Origin of the sequence: Arthrobacter sp. AOP36-C1-22 (assembly GCF_052377515.1) — a bacterium.
Classification (GTDB): domain Bacteria; phylum Actinomycetota; class Actinomycetes; order Actinomycetales; family Micrococcaceae; genus Arthrobacter_H.
The window spans coordinates 1-22,326 of the sequence record NZ_JBQSWW010000006.1; the positions used below are offsets into that span (position 1 = coordinate 1).

The window sequence follows — 22,326 nt, forward strand, 5'->3', positions numbered from 1 at the left end:
AAGCATGACAATGGATAAAAGTGTCGGTTCTGCGGCGGAAGCCGTAGCGGATATCGGGGATGGATCCTTGATATCTGTCGGCGGTTTCGGACTATCAGGGAACCCGATGGCATTGATCGAGGCCCTCTTGGAACAAGGCGCTACGGGCCTGTCGGTGGTCTCCAATAATTGCGGTGTCGATGGGTGGGGACTTGGTGTCCTGCTTGCTGCCGGCCGGATCCGGAAGATGACTTCTTCCTATGTGGGCGAGAACAAGGAATTTGCTCGCCAGTACCTCACCGGGGAACTCGAATTGGAGTTGACCCCGCAGGGGACGCTGGCTGAGAAGCTACGAGCCGGTGGATCAGGCATCGCTGCGTTCTACACCGCTGCCGGAGTCGGTACTCAGGTGGCCGAAGGGGGGTTGCCGCAGAAGTACGACGCCGATGGGAACATTCTCCAGGGTTCGGAGCCCAAGGAAGTGCGGAGCTTCGCCCCAGGCGGGGAGAAAAACGATTTCGTTTTGGAAGAGGCCATCGTCTCCGATTTCGCGTTGGTCCACGCGCTGAAGGGCGATAAGCACGGCAACTTGGTGTTCAACAAGGCGACCCGGCAGTTCGGCCCGCCGGCAGCGATGGCCGGGAAGGTGTGTATCGCTCAGGTTGAGGAGCTCGTGGAGCCCGGCGAGATCGACCCTGACCAGGTCCATCTGCCGGGGATCTATGTGCACCGCGTCCTGGAAGTCGGTCGGGACATCGAAAAGCCAGTGGAGAAGCGCACGGTACGCCCAGCTGGTGAAGCCGCCGGTTCGGCGACGAAGGAAGGTTGAGACGATGGCACTGACACGTGAGCAGATGGCCGAGCGGGCCGCGCAGGAACTGGTCGACGGAGCCTATGTGAACCTGGGCATCGGGATGCCGACCCTGGTTCCGAACTACATCCCCGCCGGCAGGACACTGGTTCTGCAGTCGGAAAACGGCATCCTCGGTGTGGGCCCGTACCCCCCCGAAGAGGATGTGGATCCGGACCTGATCAATGCCGGGAAGGAAACCGTGACGGTCAATCCGGGAGCAAGTTTCTTCGATTCGGCCATGAGCTTCGGGATGATCCGTGGCGGGAAGATCGACGTGGCGATCCTCGGAGCGATGCAGGTTTCCACCAACGGGGATCTGGCGAACTGGATGATTCCGGGCAAGATGGTCAAGGGCCCCGGTGGTGGCATGGACCTGGTGCAGGGTGCCCGAGAGGTCATTATCCTGATGGACCATACGGCCAAGGACGGTTCGGCAAAGATCGTGAATGAATGTTCGCTTCCGCTGACCGGTAAGGCCGTGGTGAACCGGATCATTACCGACCTGGCGGTGATCGAGGTGACCGAGGACGGTCTGGTGCTCCTGGAGACCGCTCCCGGTGTGAGTGTCGAGGAAGTCAGGGCCGCGACCGAACCAGAACTGACCCTGGGTGGAGAACTCGCCAACGCCTAGTCCATGGCAACCGTCGTGCACACGGGCCCGGTCCTTGAAAGGCCGGGCCCGTTCTGTTCTGGCCAGCAAGGTCCTCTTCGGTGAACCGCTGAACTGGGTCATGACCTGCGGCATCATCCTGATCATCGGGGGTGTGCTCCTGGTCGAAACCGGGGCCGCAGCCTAGGAAGCTACCGATCGGCTCCCGTCGGCGCGGTCCGCCGGAACCCCGGCCCACACCTGCAGGGCGGCCCAGGCTGCTGCCGTGAACGGGACCGCGAGGATGGCCCCGAGAACCCCGGCGACCACGGCGCCGGTGGCCAGCGCGAGCAGGACCACCAGCGGGTGGATCTGGAGCGTGCGGCCCATCACCACCGGCTGCAGCAGGTTGCCTTCGAGCTGGTTCACCACGACCACCACCACCAGGACGATCACTGCCGCCACCGGGCCGACGCCTAAAAGTGCGACGACGGAGGCCAGGATCCCGGTGACCGTGGCACCCAGGATGGGGATGAAGGCCCCGATGAAAATCAGCACGATCAATGGCAGGGCCAGCGGCACCTGCAGGATCAGCAGGCAGGCCCCGATCAGGACGGCGTCCACTGCGGCGACGATGGCCGTCCCACGGACGTAGCCGCCCAAAACGGCGGTGATCCGTCGGCCGGCGATCCGCACCTTGGCAAGCTGCCGGCCGCGCAGCTTTCCGGTGGCAAAGGCCCACATCTTCCCGCCGTCCTTGAGGAAGAAGAACAGGATGACGGCCATCAGCACGAAGCCCGTCGCCATTTCCGAGACGAGCGCCGCGCCGGCCATGGCCTGGTCCTGTGTTGCATCGCTGCCCAACAGCTGCTGGAAGGATTGCTGGGCATGCTTCAGCGTCGCGTCGTTGACCGGCAACGGACTATTTTTCAGCGCGGTCCACAGGTCCTTGGTCCGGTCCCCCGCCTGGTCCGCCAGGGACCCCCATTCGGCACGGATCGTCGTGATGACGCCGAGCAGGATGGCCCCGAAGGCGATGAGCAAGGCAGCGAAGGCGGTGCCCGTGGCTGGCCCCGCCGACCAGCCGTGGTGGCGCAGCCAGATCACGAGCGGGTTGATGGCCGCCGCGAGGATCAGCGCCAGGAAGAGCGGCACGATCACGACGGTGATCTGCAGGAGCCCGAAGACGACGACGGCCACCAACACCAGAAGGTACAAAATGCTGCGGGCCCGCTCACCGGCACGACTCAAACTATGGGTCCACTGCAGGCGTTCGCGTCCGTCGAGTGCCTCGTCAGGTTCAGTCATCGTGTTCTCCCGTACTGGTCCAGGGTGGATGACGGATCAGAGTCCGGGCAGCACCTGTTCGCGGACCTGCTTGCGGAGGATCTTGCCCAGCATCGAACGCGGCAGGTCGTCGATGGCCACGACCCGCTTGGGGACCTTATAGCCGGCCAGATGTTCGCGGCAATGATCGCGCAATGCTGTTTCGTCCAAGGTGGCTCCGGGTTCAAGCTCGACGGCAGCCAACACCATTTCCCCGCCGCGTTCCAGCGGCTTGCCGAAGGCCGCGGCATCCTTCACGTCGGCGTGCAGGCGCAGCACGGTCTCGACCTCGGTGGGTGAAACGTTGAAGCCGCCGGTGACGATCAGTTCCTTGGCCCGGTCCACCACGGTGGCGAAACCGTCGTCGTCCACGGTGACGATGTCCCCGGTCCGCAGCCAGCCGCCGGGCAGCAGGGTCTTGGCGGTTTCCTCGGGGTTGTTCCAGTATCCGGAAAAGACCTGCGGGCCCTTGATGAGCAGCTCCCCCGGGTCCCCGGCGGTGACCTCCACGGCCGGGTCCTTGGGGTCCACGACCTTCATCAGGGTCGAGGGGAAGGGCACCCCGATGGTGCCGTTGCGCCGGGTGGGATGGAACGGGTTGCCCAGGGCCACCGGCGAGGATTCGGTCATCCCGTAGCCTTCGACCAGCAGGCCCCCGGAGACCGATTCCCAGAGCTCGACGACGTGGTCGGGCAGGTTCATCGCCCCGGAGATGCAGTATTTGGCCGAGCGCAATGAAATCCCGCGTTCCTTCGCGGCGATGGCGGTGCGTTCGTAGATCGGCGGGACCGCGCAGTAGACGGTCGCCGGGGACTTCTTCATCGCATCCAGGACCATATCGGGGTCGAACTTCGGGAACAGGACCAGCATGCCTTGCTTGCGGATCCCGTAGGTCAGGTACAGCGTCATGCCGAAGGCGTGGAACATCGGCAGAATGGCGTAGAAGATCTCCTTGCCGTATTGCGCCCCTTCCATCCAGGCCTCGCCCTGCAGCGCGTTCGAATACAGGTTGAAGTGGGTCAGCATCGCCCCCTTGGGGCGTCCCGTGGTGCCGGAGGTGTATTGGATGGCCGCCAGGTCGTCCACGTCGGGGCGCGGGTGCAGCGGATCGAGCGTGCCGTGGGAGAGCAGCTTCTTCCAGCCGGTGGTGCCCGGGGCCTTGGCGGTGAGTGAGTCCCGGGTGGCCTTCAGCTTGCCCACCGGCAGGGCCAGTGCGGCGCGTTTGATCCTCGGGAAGGCCTCGAGCAGATTGACCGAGACGACGTGGTCGATCTCGATATCGGCGGGGAAGTCGGCGAGCGCCGCGGCGGCCTTGTCCCAGACGATGGCGATGCGCGCCTGGTGGTCCTCGAACTGGTGGCGTAGTTCGCGGGCGGTGTACAGCGGATTATGTTCGACCACGACGGCGCCCAGGCGCAGCACCGCGTAGAACGCGACGACATGCTGCGGGCAGTTCGGCAGCACCAGTGCCACCCGGTCCCCCGCGCGGACCCCGAGGGTGCGCAGGCCTTCGGCGGCACGGTCGACCTGCTCACCGAGCTCGCGGTAGCTGGTGCGGCGGCCGAAGAACTCCAGTGCCGGGAGGCTGCCGGCCTCGGCCACTGAGTGCTCGAGCATGTCGATGAGCGATTCGGTCGGCAACTCGATCTCGGCCGGGACGCCCGGCTGGTAGTTCTTCACCCAGGGCTGCTGCGCGGCGGATGGCTGGTCGGGGGCACCGGTGGCATTGTCCATGAGGCCCATCTTCCCGCGAAAGGACGACGACGGCGAATCCCGTGCCTCTCCGTGCCGGGATTCCCGCCGGCGGTGGTCAGCCCTTGCTCTTGGCCAAGGAGCGCAGTTGGGCCAGGGACCCGTTGAAGACGTTGCCGTCCACTCCCCTGTTCTTGCCGATGAAACCGGTATCCGTGGCGTACTGCCAGAGCCGGTAGTCGGTCCATCCGCCGGGCAGCGTACCGGGGGTGTCCTGGGCGGAGCCGGGGTAGCGGGCCACATGCAGATCCCAGTTCTTGAACCGGGAAGAGGAGTTGGTGCACTGGTTCCACCAGGAGCTGGCAGTGTAGATCATCGGCAGCCGGCCGGTCAGGTTCCTGACTTCCACCCCGAAGGCGTGGATCCAGTCGGAGAGCTCCTTCGGACTCATCCCGTAGCAGGTGTCCCCCTTGCCCTGCGGGAAGGTCTGGGCGTCATAGGGGTTCCATTCGATGTCCAGCAGCGGCGGCATCGTCTTGCCATCGGCCGACCAGCCTCCGCCATGGGCCACGAAGTCCCGGGCCTGGGTTTTTGCGCTGGAGGCCGCGGGCATGGCGAAGTGGTAGGCCCCACGGATCATCCCGGCATCGTAGGAACCGTTGTATTGCTGGGTGAAGTCGGGGTTGGTGTACAGCGAGGTCGCCCAGGATTGGGTGGCCTTCACATAGGCGAAGCGTGCGCCCTTGCCGTAGGCGTAGGACCAGTCCACGGTGCCCTGGTGCGCCGAGACGTCCACCCCGGGGACCCCCGGCGGACGCCACCAGCCGTTGCCGGAGGTGTACGACGGCGAGACGGCCGAGTTCGGTGTTTTCGACTGGCCTGCCGGAAGCTCTGGGATCGACACGGCCTCCCCGCCCGCTGCTCGGCCCAGTTCGGCCAGTTCCTGAAGCGTGGGGACCCGAGGGTCCCCGGTTTCGGCGATGCGTTTCTGCCCCTGTCCCATCCGGGCGGGCAGCGCCTCCTCCCCCAGTGCGTCGGAGGCCTGCTCGGCCAGGGCCTTCCGTTCGGCGGCGGGAACCTGGCCGTCGGAGAGCGCGTCGGCGATCGCCTGTCCTGCGGGTCCCGGCTGTGCCGAGTCGGAAGGGACGGGGGCGGCCGGCGCTGCGGAGGCGACCGGGGCCATGGCCGTGGTCAGGGCGAAGGCCGCGGCCAAGGGGATCGCGGCGAAGCGGAAGCTGCGTGCCGGTGACGGGGTCATGGTCGGTCCTCTCATCAATGCTGTTGAGTCGTATGGCTCGTCCCCGGGCAGTCTTCCAGACACGACGTAGGCCCACAAGGAAAAGTACGACTGTTCCAGCAATGTTTCCCGACTCCCGTCACGTACCAACCAGGACGTGTCACAGCAGGCCATCAGCCCCCGGTGACGCGGGTGGCCTCCAGCAGTGCCGCGGTGCGGCGGTGGACGTCGGCGTCACGTTTCCCCAGGGTGGCGACGAGTCGTTGCAGCCGGGTGACGCGGTCGAGGTAGTGCTGGGTGAGCCGGGCGGACAGCGGCAGCGCCGCCAGGTCGTCCGCTTCGCGCCAGGCCATCACCAGGGCCCGTTCGAAGAGCCGCTGGTCGGCCTCGGCACTGGTCGAGGCGGCCCCCGCGCCCAGCACGGCCACCGTATCGAGCCGGGAATCGTCCAACCCCAGGGCCAGTTGGTCCAGTTCGGCCCGGGCCCGGCGCAGGCCGGCCCCACCCCGGCCGAACCGGCCGAGGCCGGCCGAGATGGTCCCACCGAACCGCACCACCTGGGCCGCCGTGAGCAGTCCCAATGTCAGGGTCACGGTCAGCAGCCAGAACAGCAGGGCCCCGCTGATGTTCTGGTCCGGGAAACCGTTGGATTGCAGGCCGCGGGCCAGGTCCTCGAGTCCGTGGGCGACGGTGACCTCGGCCGTCCCGGGTGAGGAGACGTAGAGGTGCGGCATGGTCCAGTTCGCCGCTCCCAGCCGGCGGCCGTCCCCCAGTGCCGTGGCCCCGGCGAGCTGGCCGGGCACGGCGACTCGGCCGTCGTCGAAGACCATGACGGGCATGATCACCTGGTCCCGCCGCAGTTCGCCGGTCTTCGGGTCCAGCAGACCGGGGAACTCGTCCTTCACCCGCCACAGGGCGTCGAGGTGGCGGCCAGGATCCACGTCTACGCCCAGATCCGAGCTCTCGTCGGGGGTCGGCTGCAGGTATTGTTCGGCGTCGCGGACCGCCAGGGTGACGTCGATGGGTTGGGGGAACTTGTCTTCGAGGTAGCCGCGGATCCCGGCCCCGGTGACCCCCTCGGCCTGCCCGTCGATGGTCAGGCTGCGCAAATGGTCGGTCCCGGTCAGTTCCCAGCCGGGACGGCCCAGTACGGTCCCGGTGATCAGCCCCGCGGCCACGGCCGAGGCCACCAGGGCGGCGGCGGTCCCCCAGATCCACCGGCTCCGGGTGCTTCGGCCGGTGGCTTCCGGGCCCAGATCGTCGGGGTGGAGCCGCCGCAGACCGCGACGGCCCCGGCCGCGGTGGGGTCCGCGGGGTGTGCGGGCCGGGGCCAGGGAGTCGTAGGCCTCGACGTCGCCGAGCAGGGCACGGGCCACGGCGTTGGCCTCGTCCAGGACCGTGAGCGCCAACGACGCCTCCCCGGGCAGGCCCAGGCTCTCGCGCAGTTCGCTCAGGTCCTCGGTGTCCCGCCGGCGGGCCCTGACCTTCCCGTGCGGGTAGCGACGCAGCACGTCGGCGATATGCCGGGCGATCCCCTCCAGGCTGCGCTCCGTCTCCGCCCAGGCCTGGACCCCGGTGCCGGTCCTGCCGCGGCCAGAACGGGCCGAGGCCTGAAGCAGGGCCCGCAACCTACCGCGCAGATCGTCCATGGTCTTGGCCGAGAACACGTCGGCCGGGGCCGCTTCGAGGCGGATGATCAGTTCGCGGGCGGCGTCGTTGATCGGGGCGGTGATCCGGTCGAAGACCGCGCCGCGCCGGGACAGGTTTCCGTGCACGGCGCCGGCGGCGAGCAGGGCATCGGCCAGGGTGGTCAGCTCGCGGGAGGAGGCCTCGAAGAGATCGACCAGTCCCCCGGTATGCAGGGTCAGCGCGGTCTCCGGGTCGCGGACGGCGGTCATGACCCCTGGCTCGCTGCGGGCCAGCTCCAGGGTCGAATCCCGCAACGTCCGCCAGGCCACGGTGTACCCGTCGGGTCGACGTCGTTCCGGGGTCGTCCGGTAGGTGACCTCGAGTGCCTCCAGATCCAGGACCACCCGGGCGAGCCGGCGTTGGGCTGCGGTCAGCCTCCGGTATCGGCTCTCCCACTTCCGGCGCCGGCGCAGCGAGAAGGCCAGGGCGGTGCCGGTGAGCAGGATCCCCAGACCGGTGCCGGCCACCCAGAACACGGGGGTGCGGATGGGCCCTCCACCCAGTACATCGGCGGCGGTTTCGGCGGCGGCCACCACGGCCAACGGGCCATGCCCGAGCCCGAGGTTGTTCACATAGGTGCTGCCGATCGCATACCGGTCATCGGACTCCTCGGAGGAGCGCAGGGCGGCCCCGGTGAAGCGGCGTTCCCTGGTCGAATCCTCCAGGTTCTTCCACTGCGTGGAGAGGACGACGTCGGCGTCCAGGTCCGTCCTGCCGTGTTGCTGGTCGGCGCTGAGGTACTCGTCGGTGACCTTGAGGGTCAAGGGCTTCCACGAGCGGATGGGGTCGGGGTGGGCGGCCTCGATGCTGGACTGGCTGATGCCGTGGCCCGGGGTCCCCTCCACCTCGATGCGCACCTGGGCTCCCGGTTCGGCGGTGACCGCGTACCAGCCGAATCCGGCGAAGAGCAGCGTGACCACCCCCAGCACCAGGGCCAGCCAGGGGAAACCGAAGCGGGGGCGGGAGTCCCCGGCGCGCATCAGGCGGCCCGTCTCGGCGGCGCTCATGCCCGCCTCCCGGCGGCCGGCGTGCGGCCGGTCCCCGCCGACTCGAGCAGGTCAAGGGCCCGGGCGAGCTGGGCCAGGACGTCGTGGGGGTCGGACGGTTCCAGCTCCAGCTCCATTTCGGTGGCCGCGGCCTGGGCCGTGAGGCGCTCGGCGACGGCATCGAGCTCGATCCGCAGCCCCTCCAACCGGTCCAGCAGCTCGTAACCGGGTTTCCGGCGCCCTCGTTTGGCCGCCCGCCGGAGGTCCTTGCCGGCCTCGTCCAACGCGCGGGTGTGTTCGATCAACACGGCCACCGCGTCGGGGGCAGCGTCGAGCTTCCTGGCCCCGGGGACATCGAGCCCGTCGGCCACCTCCTGCAGCCGGTCCCGGTGAATCTGGAGCTGGCGGTGCCAGGCCTGCTTCGTCGCCCTCCCGGTGCCGAGCAGGACGTCCACCCCGGCCAGGGCACGTTGTTGGGTTTCCAGCCGGTGAAGGATCGCCGTCAAGGTCGCAGTGTCATCGGCGGCCGCGTCCTCGGCGGCCTGTTCCTCCCCCGCGGTCCGCTCCACCAGCTGGGTGGTCAGCCGGGCGACGGAGGCGGCGACCGGCCCGGGGCTTCCCCGGCGGGGAGGGGTATCGCCGCGCTGGCTCAACCCTCCGGCCACCTCGTGGATCCGTGCCCGCAGGGACACGGCTTCCTTCTCCCGCGCCTGCTGCGCCAGCGCGCGCCGATTGCGCCGGCTGCTGGCCACCAAAGCGCCGATGCCGGCCACGACCACGACCCCCACTCCCCCCAGCACCCAGGGCAAAGGATTGGAACGGGCGTTGATCCCGGTCCCGGCGGCAACGGCCAGTTCTGACAGGCCCTGGGTGTAGTCACCCGCGGCGAAGGCCGCCTTCCCGCTGCCGGCCATCGCTTCGAGGCTGGTGTCGTCGGCCAGTTCGATCTTGCGTCCGGGGTCGATGGACACGTCGACCGGGCCGCCGTCGTTCTCGGGCAGGATCACGCCGATGGCCAACCAGTCCTTGCCCACATACCCCTCGGATTTCCCGTTCTCCACCCAGTCATCGGCGAGGGCGTCCGACTGACCGAACATCAACGAGCCACGGACCAGTTGGGCGGCGCCCTTCATCTCGGTGGGCTGCTGGTCCACCGCCAACAGGATCCGGGTGTCCCCTTTGATCCCGGCGGATTCCACCGCATCGACGATCTCCCGGGCATCCACCCGGTCGGCGGCGGCCTCGACGACGGCCAGGAACAGGTGCTCGGATTCGGCGTCCCGCCCGGGAATCCGGATCTTGCCTTCATCTTCATCGGGCTTATCGGGGGTCTGTACCGTGGGGCCTGCGGGATCCGGCGCCTCGCTGGCTACGGCGGGGCCCGCCAGCGCGCCGACCATCACGAGTCCGGCGAGCGCCGCGCACACCACAGACAGTGGACGACGGCGGTACGAGGTACTCATGGGGACTCCGGTCCGGTGCGAACGGGCAAAAATCTCTTCCCACTGTAGCCCGGGGCCGGGATACGAGTCTCGGCTCCCGGCGCTCACCCGACATCCAACGCCTAGAGGCACAGTATGAAAGCCTGTCGGAAGCCAAGTTCCCAATTCAGGACGGCTCCGGAGCCGTGACCCAATTCAAGGTAAGGCATGCAAAGTTGAACACAAATTTCCACACCGACATCACGGGCAACCTCACGTTGGGACAGCTTTACCAAGCCACCGGCCTGCAGCCCGAAGACATTCTCGTTGTCCGGCACACCCTGACCCCAAATGGATTGACAAACGAAACGGATGCGACTGGCCCACGTCTGCTCGCGTATGCCCGTGAACAAAGCCTCGGCAACAAAATCGGCAAGACTCCGCCATCGATTTGGCTGAACTTCCTGGCAACCAGTGGACGCCGAGCACGCTTCCTCACCGCCTATGAGAATCACGGCGAACTTCCAGAGGAACGCACCACCAGGCGACGGTACTTTGACCTACGAGAATCTCCCACACTCTCTGCCCTTAGAAACCGTCTCGTCATTGAGTGGACGGCGGATCCCGTCAATTGGGCCAAGACGGGCAACAAGACACTCGCTATGAAAATCGTTGAAATCGCCGACCCCCATGTGGAACCTTTCCCTGGCTTCGACTCTCTTGTGGTGGACTACAACCAGCTACAGCTGGTCGTCCACGACGATCGCTACCACCAGTGGAGGACGGCTCTCAGTGCGGTCCAGGGCATCTACCTGATCGCCGACCGAAAGACCGGTCAGCTATATGTGGGGAAGGCAGACGGCACCGAGCGATTCCTTGGGCGCTGGAGTTCCTACGCCAAAACAGGGCACGGGGGCAACGCTGCGCTGAGGGAACTGGACGGAATCGATGTAACTCATCGCCAACACTTCCAGTTCAGCATTCTGCAAGTGTTCGACCCCAGCACCCCAACTTCAAAAATTGACGCAGCGGAATCACATTTCAAGAAGGCGTTACTCACTAGAGACCACGGGCTCAACCGCAACTAGCTGCAGGTGGACCTGGCCAGCCCCGAATCGGCCAAGCCTGTCTTTGGTACTTTTCACCTGCTGGAACGAGAAGCCCGCTCTTCAGGGCACTTGGGACCATCGGCGATTTCCCCCGCCCATTCAGGAGATCACCGGCTCGGCCAGACTGCCATCGGCGCATCAGCCCCCTGCCTTTGGGCGGCAGGTAGACGCTCGCGAACACCGTACCTTCGGCACCCATGGCAAGGTGAAATCCCGGCGGGATTCGGAGACAACGCCGAGTCCACGACCATCTCCGCGTATGCCCACGGCCAGACAATGGGCAGCACAGCCGTCCGCTGGCGAGCGTAGCTAAGTTGCTCGTTCAGTCAGTCGTCGAGCAACGCTGCCGCGTACATCGGCCGCGCTGCGTCGGTGGTCGGCGGGTGAAAGAGCCCCGCGCTGGCATCGCGGAACAAACGGTTGATTTCGCTTCCGTTGTTGAACCCGCTGCCGCTGGCACACATCAGCGCAGCTTCGGCGGCGTGCCGGGCGACGGTCGATGCGTTGATGCGGGAACTGACCAATCGCAATGGCCAGCCCGCCCCGTGGTCGACGAGCTCGTCGAAGTCGCGGCTATAGGAATCCAACTGGGCCGGGACCGCCATGTACTCCATATGGGCATCAGCCAGCCGGGTCCTGAATTCCGGGACCTCGGCGTAGGTCGTTCCGGTCTTCGCCGACTTCCTGCGTTTGAGCCCCTGCGCCCCCAACTCGAGAGCACGGTGGGCGACCCCGGCATAGACCGAGCCGATGAGCAGTTGGAAGTTGCTGGTGATCGCGAAGACCAGCAGGTCGGGGTGACGACCGGTCGGGATTCTGCGGACGACCCGCTCGGGCGCCATCCGGACCTTCTCCAAGGAGGTGGCCCGGCTCTGTGAGGCGCGCATACCCAGCACGTCCCACTGGTCCGAGGCCGTGATGCCTTCGGTATCCCGCTCAATGAACCCATAGACCAGGGTCGGGTTCTCGGCGTCGGTGCTGTCCAGCCCGTGGGTGATCAGTCGCGTCCATACCGGGGACAGTGAGGTGAAGATCTTCACCCCGGTCAGCAGATAACCGCCGTCGTCCTGGGGTTCGGCGGTGGTGTTCGAGCCCTGGAGCACCCAGTCGTTGGCCGGTTCGCTGATCCCGAAGGCGAAGATCTCCCCATTCATGGATTCGCCGAACACATGGTCCAGCGACCGGTCACCGCGTTCGAACAGGGCCCGGGCAACGCCAGTGCACATGAGGTGCATGTTGATCGCCAACGCCGTCGCGGGTGCCGCTGTGGCCAGGCGCTGCTGCAGGCGGGACACCTGGTTCAGGCTCAGACCCGGGCCGCCGAATTCCTCGGGCACGAAGACGGTGAGGTAGTGCTGCTCGATCAGCTCTGACAGGTCCTCGTGGAAGAAAGTGTTCTCCCGGTCGTAACGGTCGGCACGTTCGCGGAAGCGCTCCAACAAATCCTCGGGCAGGTACTGCTCTGCCAACTCTGCATGGCGGATCTCTCGGTCTGGCATAGGTGCTCCCTCGTTATTCATTCCCACGGGTGATTAAGACCGCGCCGTTATGTCCGCCGAATCCGAAGGAGTTCGACAGCACGGCGGTGACCTGCTGGCGTCGGGCCTCGCCGGCCACGATATCCCAGCCTTCGAATTCGGGATCCTGGAGGTTGATCGTCGGCGGCAAGATCCCGTTGCGGATCGCTTGGACGGCGATGACCGCTTCGACGACTCCCGAGGCGCCGAGCAGATGGCCCATGCTCGACTTGGTGGCGCTGATCGGAATGGTCCGGGCCCGGTCACCGAGTGCGGCCTCCAGGGCGTTCAGTTCGGCGGCGTCACCGGCAGGGGTCCCCGTGCCATGCGCGTTGATGTGGTCGACCGTCTCCGCGGTGACACCCGCATCGGCCAGGCAGTCGCGGACGGCCTGCGCCGCTCCGCGTCCTTCCGGATGTGGTGCGGTGGCGTGATAGGCGTCGCTGGCGGCACCGAATCCTGCCAGTTCCGCCAGCGCAGTGGCTCCCCGGGCGCGGGCACTCTCCTCGGATTCGAGCAGAATGGCCGCAGAGCCGGCCGACATCACGAAGCCGGACCGCGCCCGGTCAAACGGTCTGGAGGCGGCGGTCGGGTCATCTTCATAGCCTGCGGCGAGTGCCCGCATATTCGCGTTCGAGGCCAGGTTCACCGCATTCAGGCAGTCCTCCATCCCAACCACCAGGACCGCGTCGGCGTACCCGTGGCGGATCCGGCGCATCGCCTCCCCGAGGGCGATTGCCCCGCTGGCGCAGGTCGCTGATACCCCCTGCGCGGGGCCGAACGCCTGGTACCGCTGGCTGAGGATGGCTGCAGCAGCATCCGGAGCACCGTGGATCGCCAACGTCAACGGCACGGACCGTGGGCCTTTCTGGTCCAGAATGCGGGTCGCCTGTTGCATGGCATCGACCGGTCCGGAGCCGGTGGCGGCCATGATCGCGAAGCGTTGCGGGTTCCACGGCATCTCCGCCGCTTCCGGGGTCCAGCCGGCCTGTTCCATGGCCTGGTCGCCGGCGGCTATGGCCCAGTGTTGGCTGGGGCTGAGCCGGCGGGCCAGGCTGGGCTTCAGGACGGTGGTGGCGTCGAAACCTTTCACGTCGCCGCCGATGCGGACGGCAAGGTTCTCGAACTCGTGACCGTCAAGGGTGGTGATGGCGCTGCGGCCATGGACGACGTTGCCCCACAGGGTCGGAACATCCACACCGCTCGGGGTGATCGCCCCCAGCCCCGTGATCATGACGCGACGACGCTCGTTCATAAGCGCACGGCCTCTCCGTGGGCAACCAAATCGGCGACGGCAGGGCGGCGAATCTTGCCACCGACGGTGCGCGGCAGCTGCTCCATCCTGTACCAGCGGCGCGGGACGAACTGCGGGGCCAGCTCCCGACGGGCCTGGGCCAGCAGCTCGCTCTTCTCCGGCACCTCCCCTTCGATGACGAGTGCGACGACGGTGCCGAGCCGCTCGTGGGCGAGCGCTACTGCGCAGACCGCTCCCAGCTGCGGCATGCCGTCAAAGGCACGCTCGACACCGGGCAAGGAGACCTTATGCCCACCGGTGACGGCCACGTCTCCGGCGCGGCCCTCCAGCACCAGCGCACCGTCGATCAGTCGTCCCTGATCGTTCACCGTGGCCCAGCCGTCGGCTCCTTGCAGCACTGCGTCCGTTGTTCCCGGGAGGTACCCGTCGGAGCATGAGGCGGCGTGGACCCACAGGGTGCCGGGTTCGCCGTCGGACACTTCAGCTCCTTGGTCGTCACGGATGCTCACGCGGATGCCGTCGTAGACGCTGATGCGGGTGCCGTCACCGCCCCGGCTGTCGCCGATGAACCCGATTTCCGCCGCCCCGTAGTAGCTGATGAGCCGCACATCGGGTAGGACGTCGGCCAGCCCGGTGCGCAAGATCGCGGGGAGGTTCGCGCCGCCGGTGACCACCAGTTCGAGCGTCGCCAGGGATTCCGGGTTACGGCGGGCAGCATCCACCAGTGTTTGGACGATCGCGGGCACGGCCACCACGCGGGTGATCTTCTCGTCGTGGATACGCCGGCCCAATGCCGCTGGGTCGAAGGCGTCCGCGACATGGACGCTACCGCCGGAGGCGAGGCATTCAATGAGTGCGTAGAGGGTGAGGCTGTAGGACACCGGACCGGGGGCAAGGGTGGCGACGCCGGCGTACGGCTCCAGGTAGGCGCTGGAGACGGCGAAGTTCTCGCGGTATTGGTGCCGGGTCTTCAGGAAAGCCTTGGGGTTGCTCGTCGTTCCCGAGGAGAACAACAGGAGGAACGGCTCGTCACCATCCCGCACTGCTGGTTCCGCTGCCGGGGCGACGGACGTTTCCTTCTGCCTGAACTCTGCGAGCGTGATGATGGTGCCCGCCCAGCCACGCGCGACGAGACCGTCTGCCAGGTCGGTCGAGTCACTGATGACCACGCCGATTCCCGTGGAGAGGATGACACTGATCTGGTGATCCAGCGGCCACTGCGGGTCCACGGTCGCCGACACGGCACGGAACCCGGCGAGTCCCGCGATAATGCGCGAGGTGTGGAAGGCCGAGGAGATACTCACTGCCGTGATCGGGATGCCGGCGGTTTCGGCAGCCGCTTCTGGTGGAGTGGCTTGGGCGCCGTGCAGGGAATCAACGACGGCGAACATCTGCCGCGAATCGTCAACGAGCTGCGCGTACGTCAGGCGGCCGTCGTCCCCGCCGATCGCCGGCTGGTCGGGATGGTGTTCGGCCGTGTCGAGCACGGTCCGTGTAATCGGCACCCGCAGCCTCCCTTTGGTTCGACGCAATCCGGCTGGTTTATGTTTTTCAGCCAGACCCGACTCTAGTGACTCTTCCCGGAATGAGGGGAACTGGCCCCCAGCAGTTGGACTGCCTCCGAGCCGGTACCCGACAGCGGCGGCCAAAGAACCGTAGCGTGCCTTCCTCTGATTGCTTCACCATTCTGCGAGCACGCCTGGCTGAATCGACGAGTTTAACTAGACATTCGAACTCTTCGGGAGGTGGCACCCAAACTACTATGGCTGTTCCTCTTCAAGTACTCCTTAGAGCCCTTCGAAGTATGTCCGGACCACTCCGGCCATGAGTTTCCTGCGTTCCACGAGGAACTCCGGATACATACCCGCTGACACGTTCGCCAAGTTCGGCGGGATCGCGTTCTCGGCAAGATTACGTTCAAGCTCCCCCGAATCCGTGATCTCACCAAGCACGAGTGCCCCCGATTCAATCTGGGCAGCAATATCGGCCATATACACGCTGGGAGGCTTATTGCTGATACTGATATTGATCGAGGTCTCCGTCAACGCGAAGTTCGCTACCTGGTTATAGTCAGACCGGTCTGCGAAGCCATTCTTCTGCAAGAAGTCCTTGGGAACCACGTGGTGTATGTCGCCGGACTGCTGGTGCATGGCAGCGACCGTAATGCTCTTGGAAAGGAACCCACGCGCACCCCCTGCCACCTGTGCTGCGAGGAACGTCTGGAAAAAGGGGCTCGCCGTGCTCGTGGTTTCCAAGGAGTTCGGCAGGGAGACCTCCCAGAAACCATCCGTTAGTTCTGACTCTTCGATCTGTTTGAGATAGGCGGCAGCTCCCTGCGTGTTGATTCGCCGGATATCTTGTTCCCAGGTTGATTCGAAACTGCCCGAGTGTCGCGCGGTGAGCATCGACATCACGAACCAGCGTCTAACGATGCGCTTGCGCTCTCCCTCGGAGAGGGTTGCATCGGCCCGTAGTCGCAAATACAGGGCGTAGGCGAAGTTCAGGGCATTCTTTGAACCAATCATGCCCGGGGCAATGAAACCCGCTGATTTGATGATCATGATGAAGTTTTCAAAATGGTATTTTTTTACGATCTGGAGCAGCGCGGATTCAAGTTTGTCGTAGGCAACCGGGATGCGACTCTCGTCGATCTTTCGTGTTTCCGGGTCCCTGCCGGAGATTTCACCCACGATCGACGAGGCCTTGCCGCGGCTGAAACCCACCAACCCAGCGACGCGAATGATGTCTCCATAGGTCGGATCATAGAGGTCACCGGTATCGTCTTTCAGCCATGAAATCGACGAGAGGTACGTAGTTGCGGCGAAATCGGTGTCGTTGTCCTGAATATCCGAATACGCATGAGGTGCAACCGCGAGCTGGCAGAAGTAATCAATGAGTTTGCGGATATTGCGGCCGCGCTCCCCAAAGGTGGCGATCTTGCTCATCGCAAAATCTGCGCTACTCAGCGGGACACCCTTCGAATTGATCCGGATGAAGATCTCCGCAACCGTCTCGACATCCAGATCGTCATTGAGCGAGATAATACCGATTTGAGCGTTCTTCACTGCCTCGAGTCGACCAATATTGGTTTCAACCACCTGGGGATCGACCTCAGGATTGGCCTCGAAGTAGGCCTTCACGAAGCCATAGGTGGAAGTGGCGTTGAATAGCTCGCTAATGTCGGGAATCCACTCGGGATTCTTCCCGATCACCGGAGTCCACGTTGCAAACAGCTCCAATACCGGATTGAACGCGATCTTGATCCGAACAGATTGATACCGCTTATTGACGACCTTCAACCCGGCGACCGCCGCACGAAGGGCAGCAATACGTTGCTGCCCGTCAATAAGGATCTGTTGGTGGGCCGCGATCTGCGCGTCCTTGAGATAAGCGCCCACCGACTGCCAAGTGATCAGATAACCGACCGGATACCCCTTATAGAGGGAATCCATAAGATCCCGAACCTTGACACTGTCCCAAACAAACGGCCGCTGCAGCTCAGGAATGGCGATCTGCTCACGCCGAACATCCTCCAACAACTGCGTGACCGCCGACTGCGTGACTTTGTACTTCGCCATCACTCTCCCCTAACCGGCCACGAGTTGCATCAACTCGGTGTAATCAGTGACAACCCCGTAAGTCACGTTCTGGCCATTGGCCTCACTCACGGATTCGAAGAATTTACGGGCACATTCAATCTTCGCCTCCTCAACTCCTTTGAGTTGCAGGGTCGATAGGGAGCCCTTGGTCTCGGCGACGAAATAGACATGCTTCACGCTGCCCTCGGTGAAGGCAATCGCCCAGTCCGGGTTGTAGTCTCCCACCGGTGTCGGGATGAAGAACCCCCGAGGGAGCTTCGCATAAACCGCGACTTCCTTACTCGTCTCCAACTCGGCAACAAACGCCTTCTCGACCTTCGAATCAGTAACCACATAGTCATAAACATGTTTAGCCAACTTTTCCTGGCCTGCGATGAGTTCCTGTCTCGTCTGGTTCTCCGCGAAGATCGCCGTCTCGTACCGGTCCTCCAAGGAGTCGTAACTGAGGTGCTCGACGATGACCGTCGCCTTCTGTTCATTGACCAGCCGCGAAACCTCGGTAATGAACTGCTCCGGATTGATACGGAACTTCCCGAACGTGCTCGGCCCGATACCGCGCAGAATCGCCGCGACCGTACGCCGAGTCAACTGGGTCTTCTCCGTAATCTCACCCAGCAAGTCGTACTGCACCTGAGAGCCGGCGCTAATCTTCTCGGTTTCCGTCTTCGTGCTCGTAGCAGTAAACCCCTCGCCGGAGCTCAAGTCCTCGGCATCTAACGAGTCACGTTGCTGCCCTGCCTGGACGACATACTGCATCGCTGCGACATTCAGATGCTTATCCAGCGCCTTGACGCACTTACCGATCAGCTCATCCGAATCGAACTCAACCTGGTACACCGCCTTGTGGTTGATCCTCCCCCACAACTCCTGGAACTCCTTCCGCCCCAGGTTGGCATTGGGTTCAAGCTTCTTGAGCTTACGGGCATCCACTGGCTTGGGCAGATCAATGTATAGCTCGTCGACCAAAGGCCACACGAAATCAATGATCGGCAGCAGCACGTCGGACGTCGGCACAGCAAACGTCCCCGACTTCTTGACCTCCTTATAGGCCTCCGAGACGGTGTCGTCGTCGTTGAGGTAGTCATTCTTGATCAGGTACTTATAAAGCGCCAGCGCCTCCGCATCCCCAAGAGAGGATTCGCCTTCATTCGTGACGATGGTCTTACCGGTGAAGAACTTGGCGCTCGCCTTACGCGGACGGGCAGCCAGAGACTCGGAGAGCTCCTTCTGCAGGCCCGTCACAAAATCCGTATACGCCTCGTCAGTGACAACAGTCAGCTCATTGACCTGATGCACCGTAACCGGGTTATCCATCCGGTCCCCCTGCTGATCAACCGCCAACCGCAGGCCACGCCCGATCTCCTGTCGCCGAGAAACAGTGTTGTCGCTCTTCTTCAGCATCCCCATCACGAACACGTTCGGGTTATCCCACCCCTCCCGCAAGGCCGAGTGGGAGAAGATGAACCGCACCGGTTCAGCGAAGGAGAGCAGACGTTCCTTATCCTTGAGGATCAGATCGTAGGCATCCGTATCAGTAGATTGCCCCTTATCGTCGCCACGGCCGCTGATCTTGCCGTCGACTTGTCGTTTGCTCTTCTTATCGATCGAGAAATAACCCTCATGCACCGCACCCACCACGTCGCGACGCAGATACTGCTGATACGCCTCATCCAGCGGCAACTCAGCAAGAGCCTCATCCCGGATGGCCGTGTATTCCTCCTCGAACACACGGGCATACTCGCCAAGGTGGTCGTCACGCTCATAGTCGCGGTACTTGGCCACCTCATCAATGAAGAACAGAGAGAGTACCTTCACACCCTGGCTGAACAGTTCACGTTCCTTCTCCAGATGCGCCCGGACCACCTCACGGATCTGGATCCGACGCTTCGTCTCCTCCGTGACATCACCAGCAGCCAACTGACCTGCAGTGACAACGTCCCCACTACTGAGTTCGATCACGTCGCGGGTCGCGTCGATATCGGTGATAAACAGGCCGTTATAGGCTTCAATGCCATTGGAGACATCATGCAAATTCGCCCCCACATCCAAGCGCTTGACCTGGCGCTTGATCGCCCCGGCCTTGGTCTGGACCTCAATCTCGACCCGGGCATGTGGCTTCGCACCTTTCGCGATCTCGATCGCATCCAAATAAAGGTACGCGCTCGACCCGGCAAGGCCCTTGACCGTGATACCCCGCACCGCGATCTTCTTCACCAGCTTCTGGTTATACGCATCCAAAGCATCCAACCGGTGCACTTTCGTGTATTCATGATGGGGTTTATGGGTCGCCGAGTAACGCAGGACCATCAACGCATTGAACTCAGCCAAAGATTTGATCGAGGTCGAGGCATTCTTCGGTTTCCCGGATTTAGTATCGAATTCCACCCCGAAACGCTGCGGCTCATCAATGATCACGATCGGCCGGTTCGCCTTGATCACATCAATAGGACGGCGGGACTGGAAATCATCGAGCACATCATAAATCCGCCGCTGATCCTTACCCGTAGCGTTGAACGCCTGGATGTTGATGATCATCACCTGCACCCCGGCATCGGAACTGAACCGCTCCAACTCATGCAACTGGGAAGAGTTATAGACAAACGAACGAGGTTTCGTCCCATAAAACTGTTGGAAATGCTCAGCCGTGACATCGAACGATTTCTTCACGCCCTCACGGATCGCAACCGAGGGAACAACAATGATGTATTTCGACCACCCGTACCGCTTATATAGCTCCATGATCGTCTTGATATAGACGTACGTCTTACCCGTACCAGTCTCCATCTCAACCGTCAGACTCGGCGCTCCCGGGGCAGCCTTACTCTGGACCAGTTCCGTTGACAAAGGCAGATTCCGAGAACCCTGCACCTTACGGACGTTCTCCAATAACTGCGTACTGGACAGCGCAATATCGGCGTTGCGCAACCCCGAGTCCGACACAGGATTCATCTCGAACAACCCCGGGTTGGAAACCGGCTTCACCTTCCCCGGATCAACCCGGTAAGAAATACCGTCGTGTTTGGGCTGACCGGCGAAGTTCGCCACCACCGCATCCACAGCATCGGTCTGGTAGCCCTGGACCTTGAACTGAAGCTTCATCTAGATTCAGACCGCCTTCACATCAGTCACCGGCGAGACCTCACGGAAAACCTGCTCCGCATTGATCCGAGCAGCATCAGAATCAAACCCAGAATCACGGAACACAGCCCGCAACGGCTCCCGCTTGGCAATCTCTCTCACAAGCTCCGGGCTGACGTGGTCATCAAAGCACGCAATCAGCGCATCATCTTCAACGACGAATACCTCGTAACCGTCGATCTGCTCAACGGCAATAGGCATCGACAGTTCCAAACCCCAGTCCAACAACACCTGGAACAACAAATCCTCACCTGAACGATCAGGCTTCACACTGCCCTCAAGCTCCTCAAGAGCCAACTGATCAGTGGCATCCGGCGAACGAAGGACGTCGATCATGTTGGTGGTATCAATGCGAAGAGCACGGAACCCCCCATCCATATCTTTCGCACTAATCTCAGCCGCGCTAGCCACGGATTGTGCCGAACGCTGAATCCGTTCCCGTGCTATTGCGGCAATCGATGTATACCCTTGTTTTTCTGCTTCGGTTCTCGGAGCTGGACACTCATCAAGTTGCACCATAATGAATCGCCTACTGCCCCCGTCAGTAGCGTTCTGCGCCATGACCGCTTGGGCTGTAGTACCGGAACCCGCAAAAAAATCCATAATGATGTCATCACCATTAGTTACCATGTTGACCAAAGTCTGGATGACAGTTTCATCCTTCGGGAAGTCAAAGACAGGTCCGTCCATGAGACTGCGAAGTCGCTTCGATGCTGCTCGACCATCTTGATAAAACACACTGTAAGGAACTTCAAACTCTGTGTCTTGGAGGTAGCGCTTAAACGTTGGAACTGAATCCTCTGTGCTTCCAAAGAACACACGGCCCATTCTGATGTGCTCGTGCATCACCGGTTCTTGGAACAACCATCCGCGTGCTGGGATCTTTACTGGGTTCCCAGTCTCGGGGTGCAACACTTCATATTTTGGCCCGCCTCCACCAGGCCAGGAAATATCGCCTGGAAAATACACACCCCGCTGGTCAATCCGCGAATAATGTTTGTTCCGCCTGGCCTCATGGGAAACGGGAAGCGACTTGAACCACTCTCGGAGCGACGTTGACGCGGCGCTATAGTCCTCACCGTGCGCACGGACTAGCTTGGCGGCCTCCGAGTATATTTCGGTCAGCCCCTTCTTTCGGACTTTCCAAGTGACACCGCGCTCTTTAAGGACGCTGAGATTCCGCGCGTAGCAAAGAATGTACTCGTGCGAAGAGGAAATGTATTTTGAGTCATTCTTCCTTCCAGCGGCCCAAACCATCGTTCCAACAAAGTTGGTATCGCCAAACATTTCTGATGTGACACGCTGGAGACTTCCGAGCTCCGAATCATCGATTGAGATGAAGACGACTCCGTCTTCGGTGAGCAAATTCCGCGCCAATTTCAGTCGTGGCAGCATCATGCTCAACCAGTCGGAATGAAAGCGTCCATTCGACTCCGGATTCGCCGATAACTTGGCCCCGCTGTCGTCTGTCTGTCCCGACCTCGACAGGTACTCCTCCGCGCTTTCTGCGAAGTCGTCGTTATACACGAAATCATTACCCGTGTTGTATGGCGGATCAATATAAATCAGCTTGACCTTGCCCAGGTAAGACTCCTGAAGCAACTTCAACGCATCTAGGTTATCGCCTTCGATGAAGAGGTTTTTCGTGTTCTCAAAGTCCACCGATTCCTCACGCACCGGACGCAACGTCTTAGCAATCGGCGCGTTCGCAGCGAACGAAGCTGCACGCTTACCCGGCCAATCCAACTGGTAACGCTCCTGAGGCCCATCAACCACATGATCCGAAAGTTCCTGACGCAGCAAGTCGAAATCGATGGACTTCGTCGGATTACCCTCATCATCGAGAGTCTCGGTCACAACGCTAGGGAACAGTTCGGCAATCTTGCCAATATTCTTATCGGTCAAGTCGGGCGAGGTCATACGCAATTTCTCCACG

At 63.0% G+C, this 22,326-nt stretch carries 15 protein-coding genes; 4 read left to right on the plus strand and 11 right to left on the minus strand.

Features of this window, described 5'->3' with window-relative positions; genetic code table 11:
• Nucleotides 1–4: 4 nt before the first annotated feature.
• Genes ACT3S6_RS04980 through ACT3S6_RS04990 form a run of 3 tightly spaced genes read left to right on the plus strand, consistent with a single transcriptional unit; the run spans nucleotide 5 to nucleotide 1,629 of the window.
• Nucleotides 5–808, plus strand: a complete 804-nt coding sequence (locus ACT3S6_RS04980) for a CoA transferase subunit A (protein ID WP_444554135.1) — start codon at nucleotides 5–7, stop codon at nucleotides 806–808.
• A 4-nt stretch (nucleotides 809–812) separates the two neighbouring features.
• On the plus strand, nucleotides 813–1,463 hold the full coding sequence (locus ACT3S6_RS04985) for a CoA transferase subunit B (protein WP_087000227.1): 651 nt from the start codon (nucleotides 813–815) through the stop codon (nucleotides 1,461–1,463).
• Between the two features lie 34 nt (nucleotides 1,464–1,497).
• Nucleotides 1,498–1,629 carry a hypothetical protein gene (locus tag ACT3S6_RS04990; RefSeq protein ID WP_444554057.1) on the plus strand — a complete coding sequence of 44 codons (132 nt, stop codon included), beginning with the start codon at nucleotides 1,498–1,500 and terminating at the stop codon, nucleotides 1,627–1,629.
• Here the strand turns inward: ACT3S6_RS04990 and ACT3S6_RS04995 are convergent.
• The 5 genes from ACT3S6_RS04995 to ACT3S6_RS05015 all read right to left on the minus strand — a co-directional run bounded on the left by ACT3S6_RS04995 (nucleotide 1,626) and on the right by ACT3S6_RS05015 (nucleotide 9,814).
• The gene (locus ACT3S6_RS04995; RefSeq protein ID WP_444554058.1) at nucleotides 1,626–2,729 is read right to left on the minus strand and encodes an AI-2E family transporter; all 1,104 of its coding nucleotides are present in this window, start codon (nucleotides 2,727–2,729) and stop codon (nucleotides 1,626–1,628) included. The genes ACT3S6_RS04990 and ACT3S6_RS04995 overlap by 4 nt on opposite strands.
• Before the next feature lie 36 nt (nucleotides 2,730–2,765).
• Nucleotides 2,766–4,481 (minus strand): long-chain-fatty-acid--CoA ligase, encoded by a 1,716-nt coding sequence (locus tag ACT3S6_RS05000; protein WP_444554059.1) that lies wholly within the window; start codon nucleotides 4,479–4,481, stop codon nucleotides 2,766–2,768.
• A gap of 76 nt (nucleotides 4,482–4,557) precedes the next feature.
• A complete protein-coding gene (locus tag ACT3S6_RS05005) occupies nucleotides 4,558–5,697 on the minus strand; it encodes a GH25 family lysozyme (RefSeq protein WP_444554060.1) in 1,140 nt (379 codons plus the stop codon).
• Nucleotides 5,698–5,849: 152 nt separating this feature from the next.
• Nucleotides 5,850–8,372 (minus strand): DUF5129 domain-containing protein, encoded by a 2,523-nt coding sequence (locus ACT3S6_RS05010; RefSeq protein ID WP_444554061.1) that lies wholly within the window; start codon nucleotides 8,370–8,372, stop codon nucleotides 5,850–5,852.
• Nucleotides 8,369–9,814, minus strand: coding sequence for a hypothetical protein (locus tag ACT3S6_RS05015; protein ID WP_444554062.1), 1,446 nt, complete (start codon nucleotides 9,812–9,814; stop codon nucleotides 8,369–8,371). Before ACT3S6_RS05015 ends, ACT3S6_RS05010 begins: the two co-directional genes overlap by 4 nt.
• Before the next feature lie 164 nt (nucleotides 9,815–9,978).
• On the opposite strand from ACT3S6_RS05015, the gene ACT3S6_RS05020 reads away from it, so the two are divergent.
• Nucleotides 9,979–10,860: a GIY-YIG nuclease family protein gene (locus tag ACT3S6_RS05020; RefSeq protein ID WP_444554063.1), complete on the plus strand. Its 882-nt coding sequence runs from the start codon at nucleotides 9,979–9,981 to the stop codon at nucleotides 10,858–10,860.
• Between the two features lie 347 nt (nucleotides 10,861–11,207).
• On the opposite strand, the gene ACT3S6_RS05025 is transcribed toward ACT3S6_RS05020, so the two are convergent.
• The 6 genes from ACT3S6_RS05025 to ACT3S6_RS05050 all read right to left on the minus strand — a co-directional run bounded on the left by ACT3S6_RS05025 (nucleotide 11,208) and on the right by ACT3S6_RS05050 (nucleotide 22,325).
• On the minus strand, nucleotides 11,208–12,380 hold the full coding sequence (locus ACT3S6_RS05025; protein ID WP_444554064.1) for an acyl-CoA dehydrogenase family protein: 1,173 nt from the start codon (nucleotides 12,378–12,380) through the stop codon (nucleotides 11,208–11,210).
• A gap of 13 nt (nucleotides 12,381–12,393) precedes the next feature.
• On the minus strand, nucleotides 12,394–13,653 hold the full coding sequence (locus tag ACT3S6_RS05030) for a beta-ketoacyl-[acyl-carrier-protein] synthase family protein (RefSeq protein WP_444554065.1): 1,260 nt from the start codon (nucleotides 13,651–13,653) through the stop codon (nucleotides 12,394–12,396).
• Nucleotides 13,650–15,158, minus strand: coding sequence for a class I adenylate-forming enzyme family protein (locus ACT3S6_RS05035; protein WP_444554066.1), 1,509 nt, complete (start codon nucleotides 15,156–15,158; stop codon nucleotides 13,650–13,652). The genes ACT3S6_RS05030 and ACT3S6_RS05035 overlap by 4 nt, the downstream gene beginning before the upstream one ends.
• 282 nt (nucleotides 15,159–15,440) lie before the next feature.
• Nucleotides 15,441–17,231: a GmrSD restriction endonuclease domain-containing protein gene (locus ACT3S6_RS05040; RefSeq protein WP_444554067.1), complete on the minus strand. Its 1,791-nt coding sequence runs from the start codon at nucleotides 17,229–17,231 to the stop codon at nucleotides 15,441–15,443.
• 9 nt (nucleotides 17,232–17,240) lie between these two features.
• A complete protein-coding gene (locus tag ACT3S6_RS05045; RefSeq protein WP_444554068.1) occupies nucleotides 17,241–20,351 on the minus strand; it encodes a type III restriction-modification system endonuclease in 3,111 nt (1,036 codons plus the stop codon).
• Nucleotides 20,352–20,357: 6 nt separating this feature from the next.
• Nucleotides 20,358–22,325: a site-specific DNA-methyltransferase gene (locus tag ACT3S6_RS05050; protein ID WP_444554069.1), complete on the minus strand. Its 1,968-nt coding sequence runs from the start codon at nucleotides 22,323–22,325 to the stop codon at nucleotides 20,358–20,360.
• Nucleotide 22,326 lies beyond the last annotated feature (1 nt).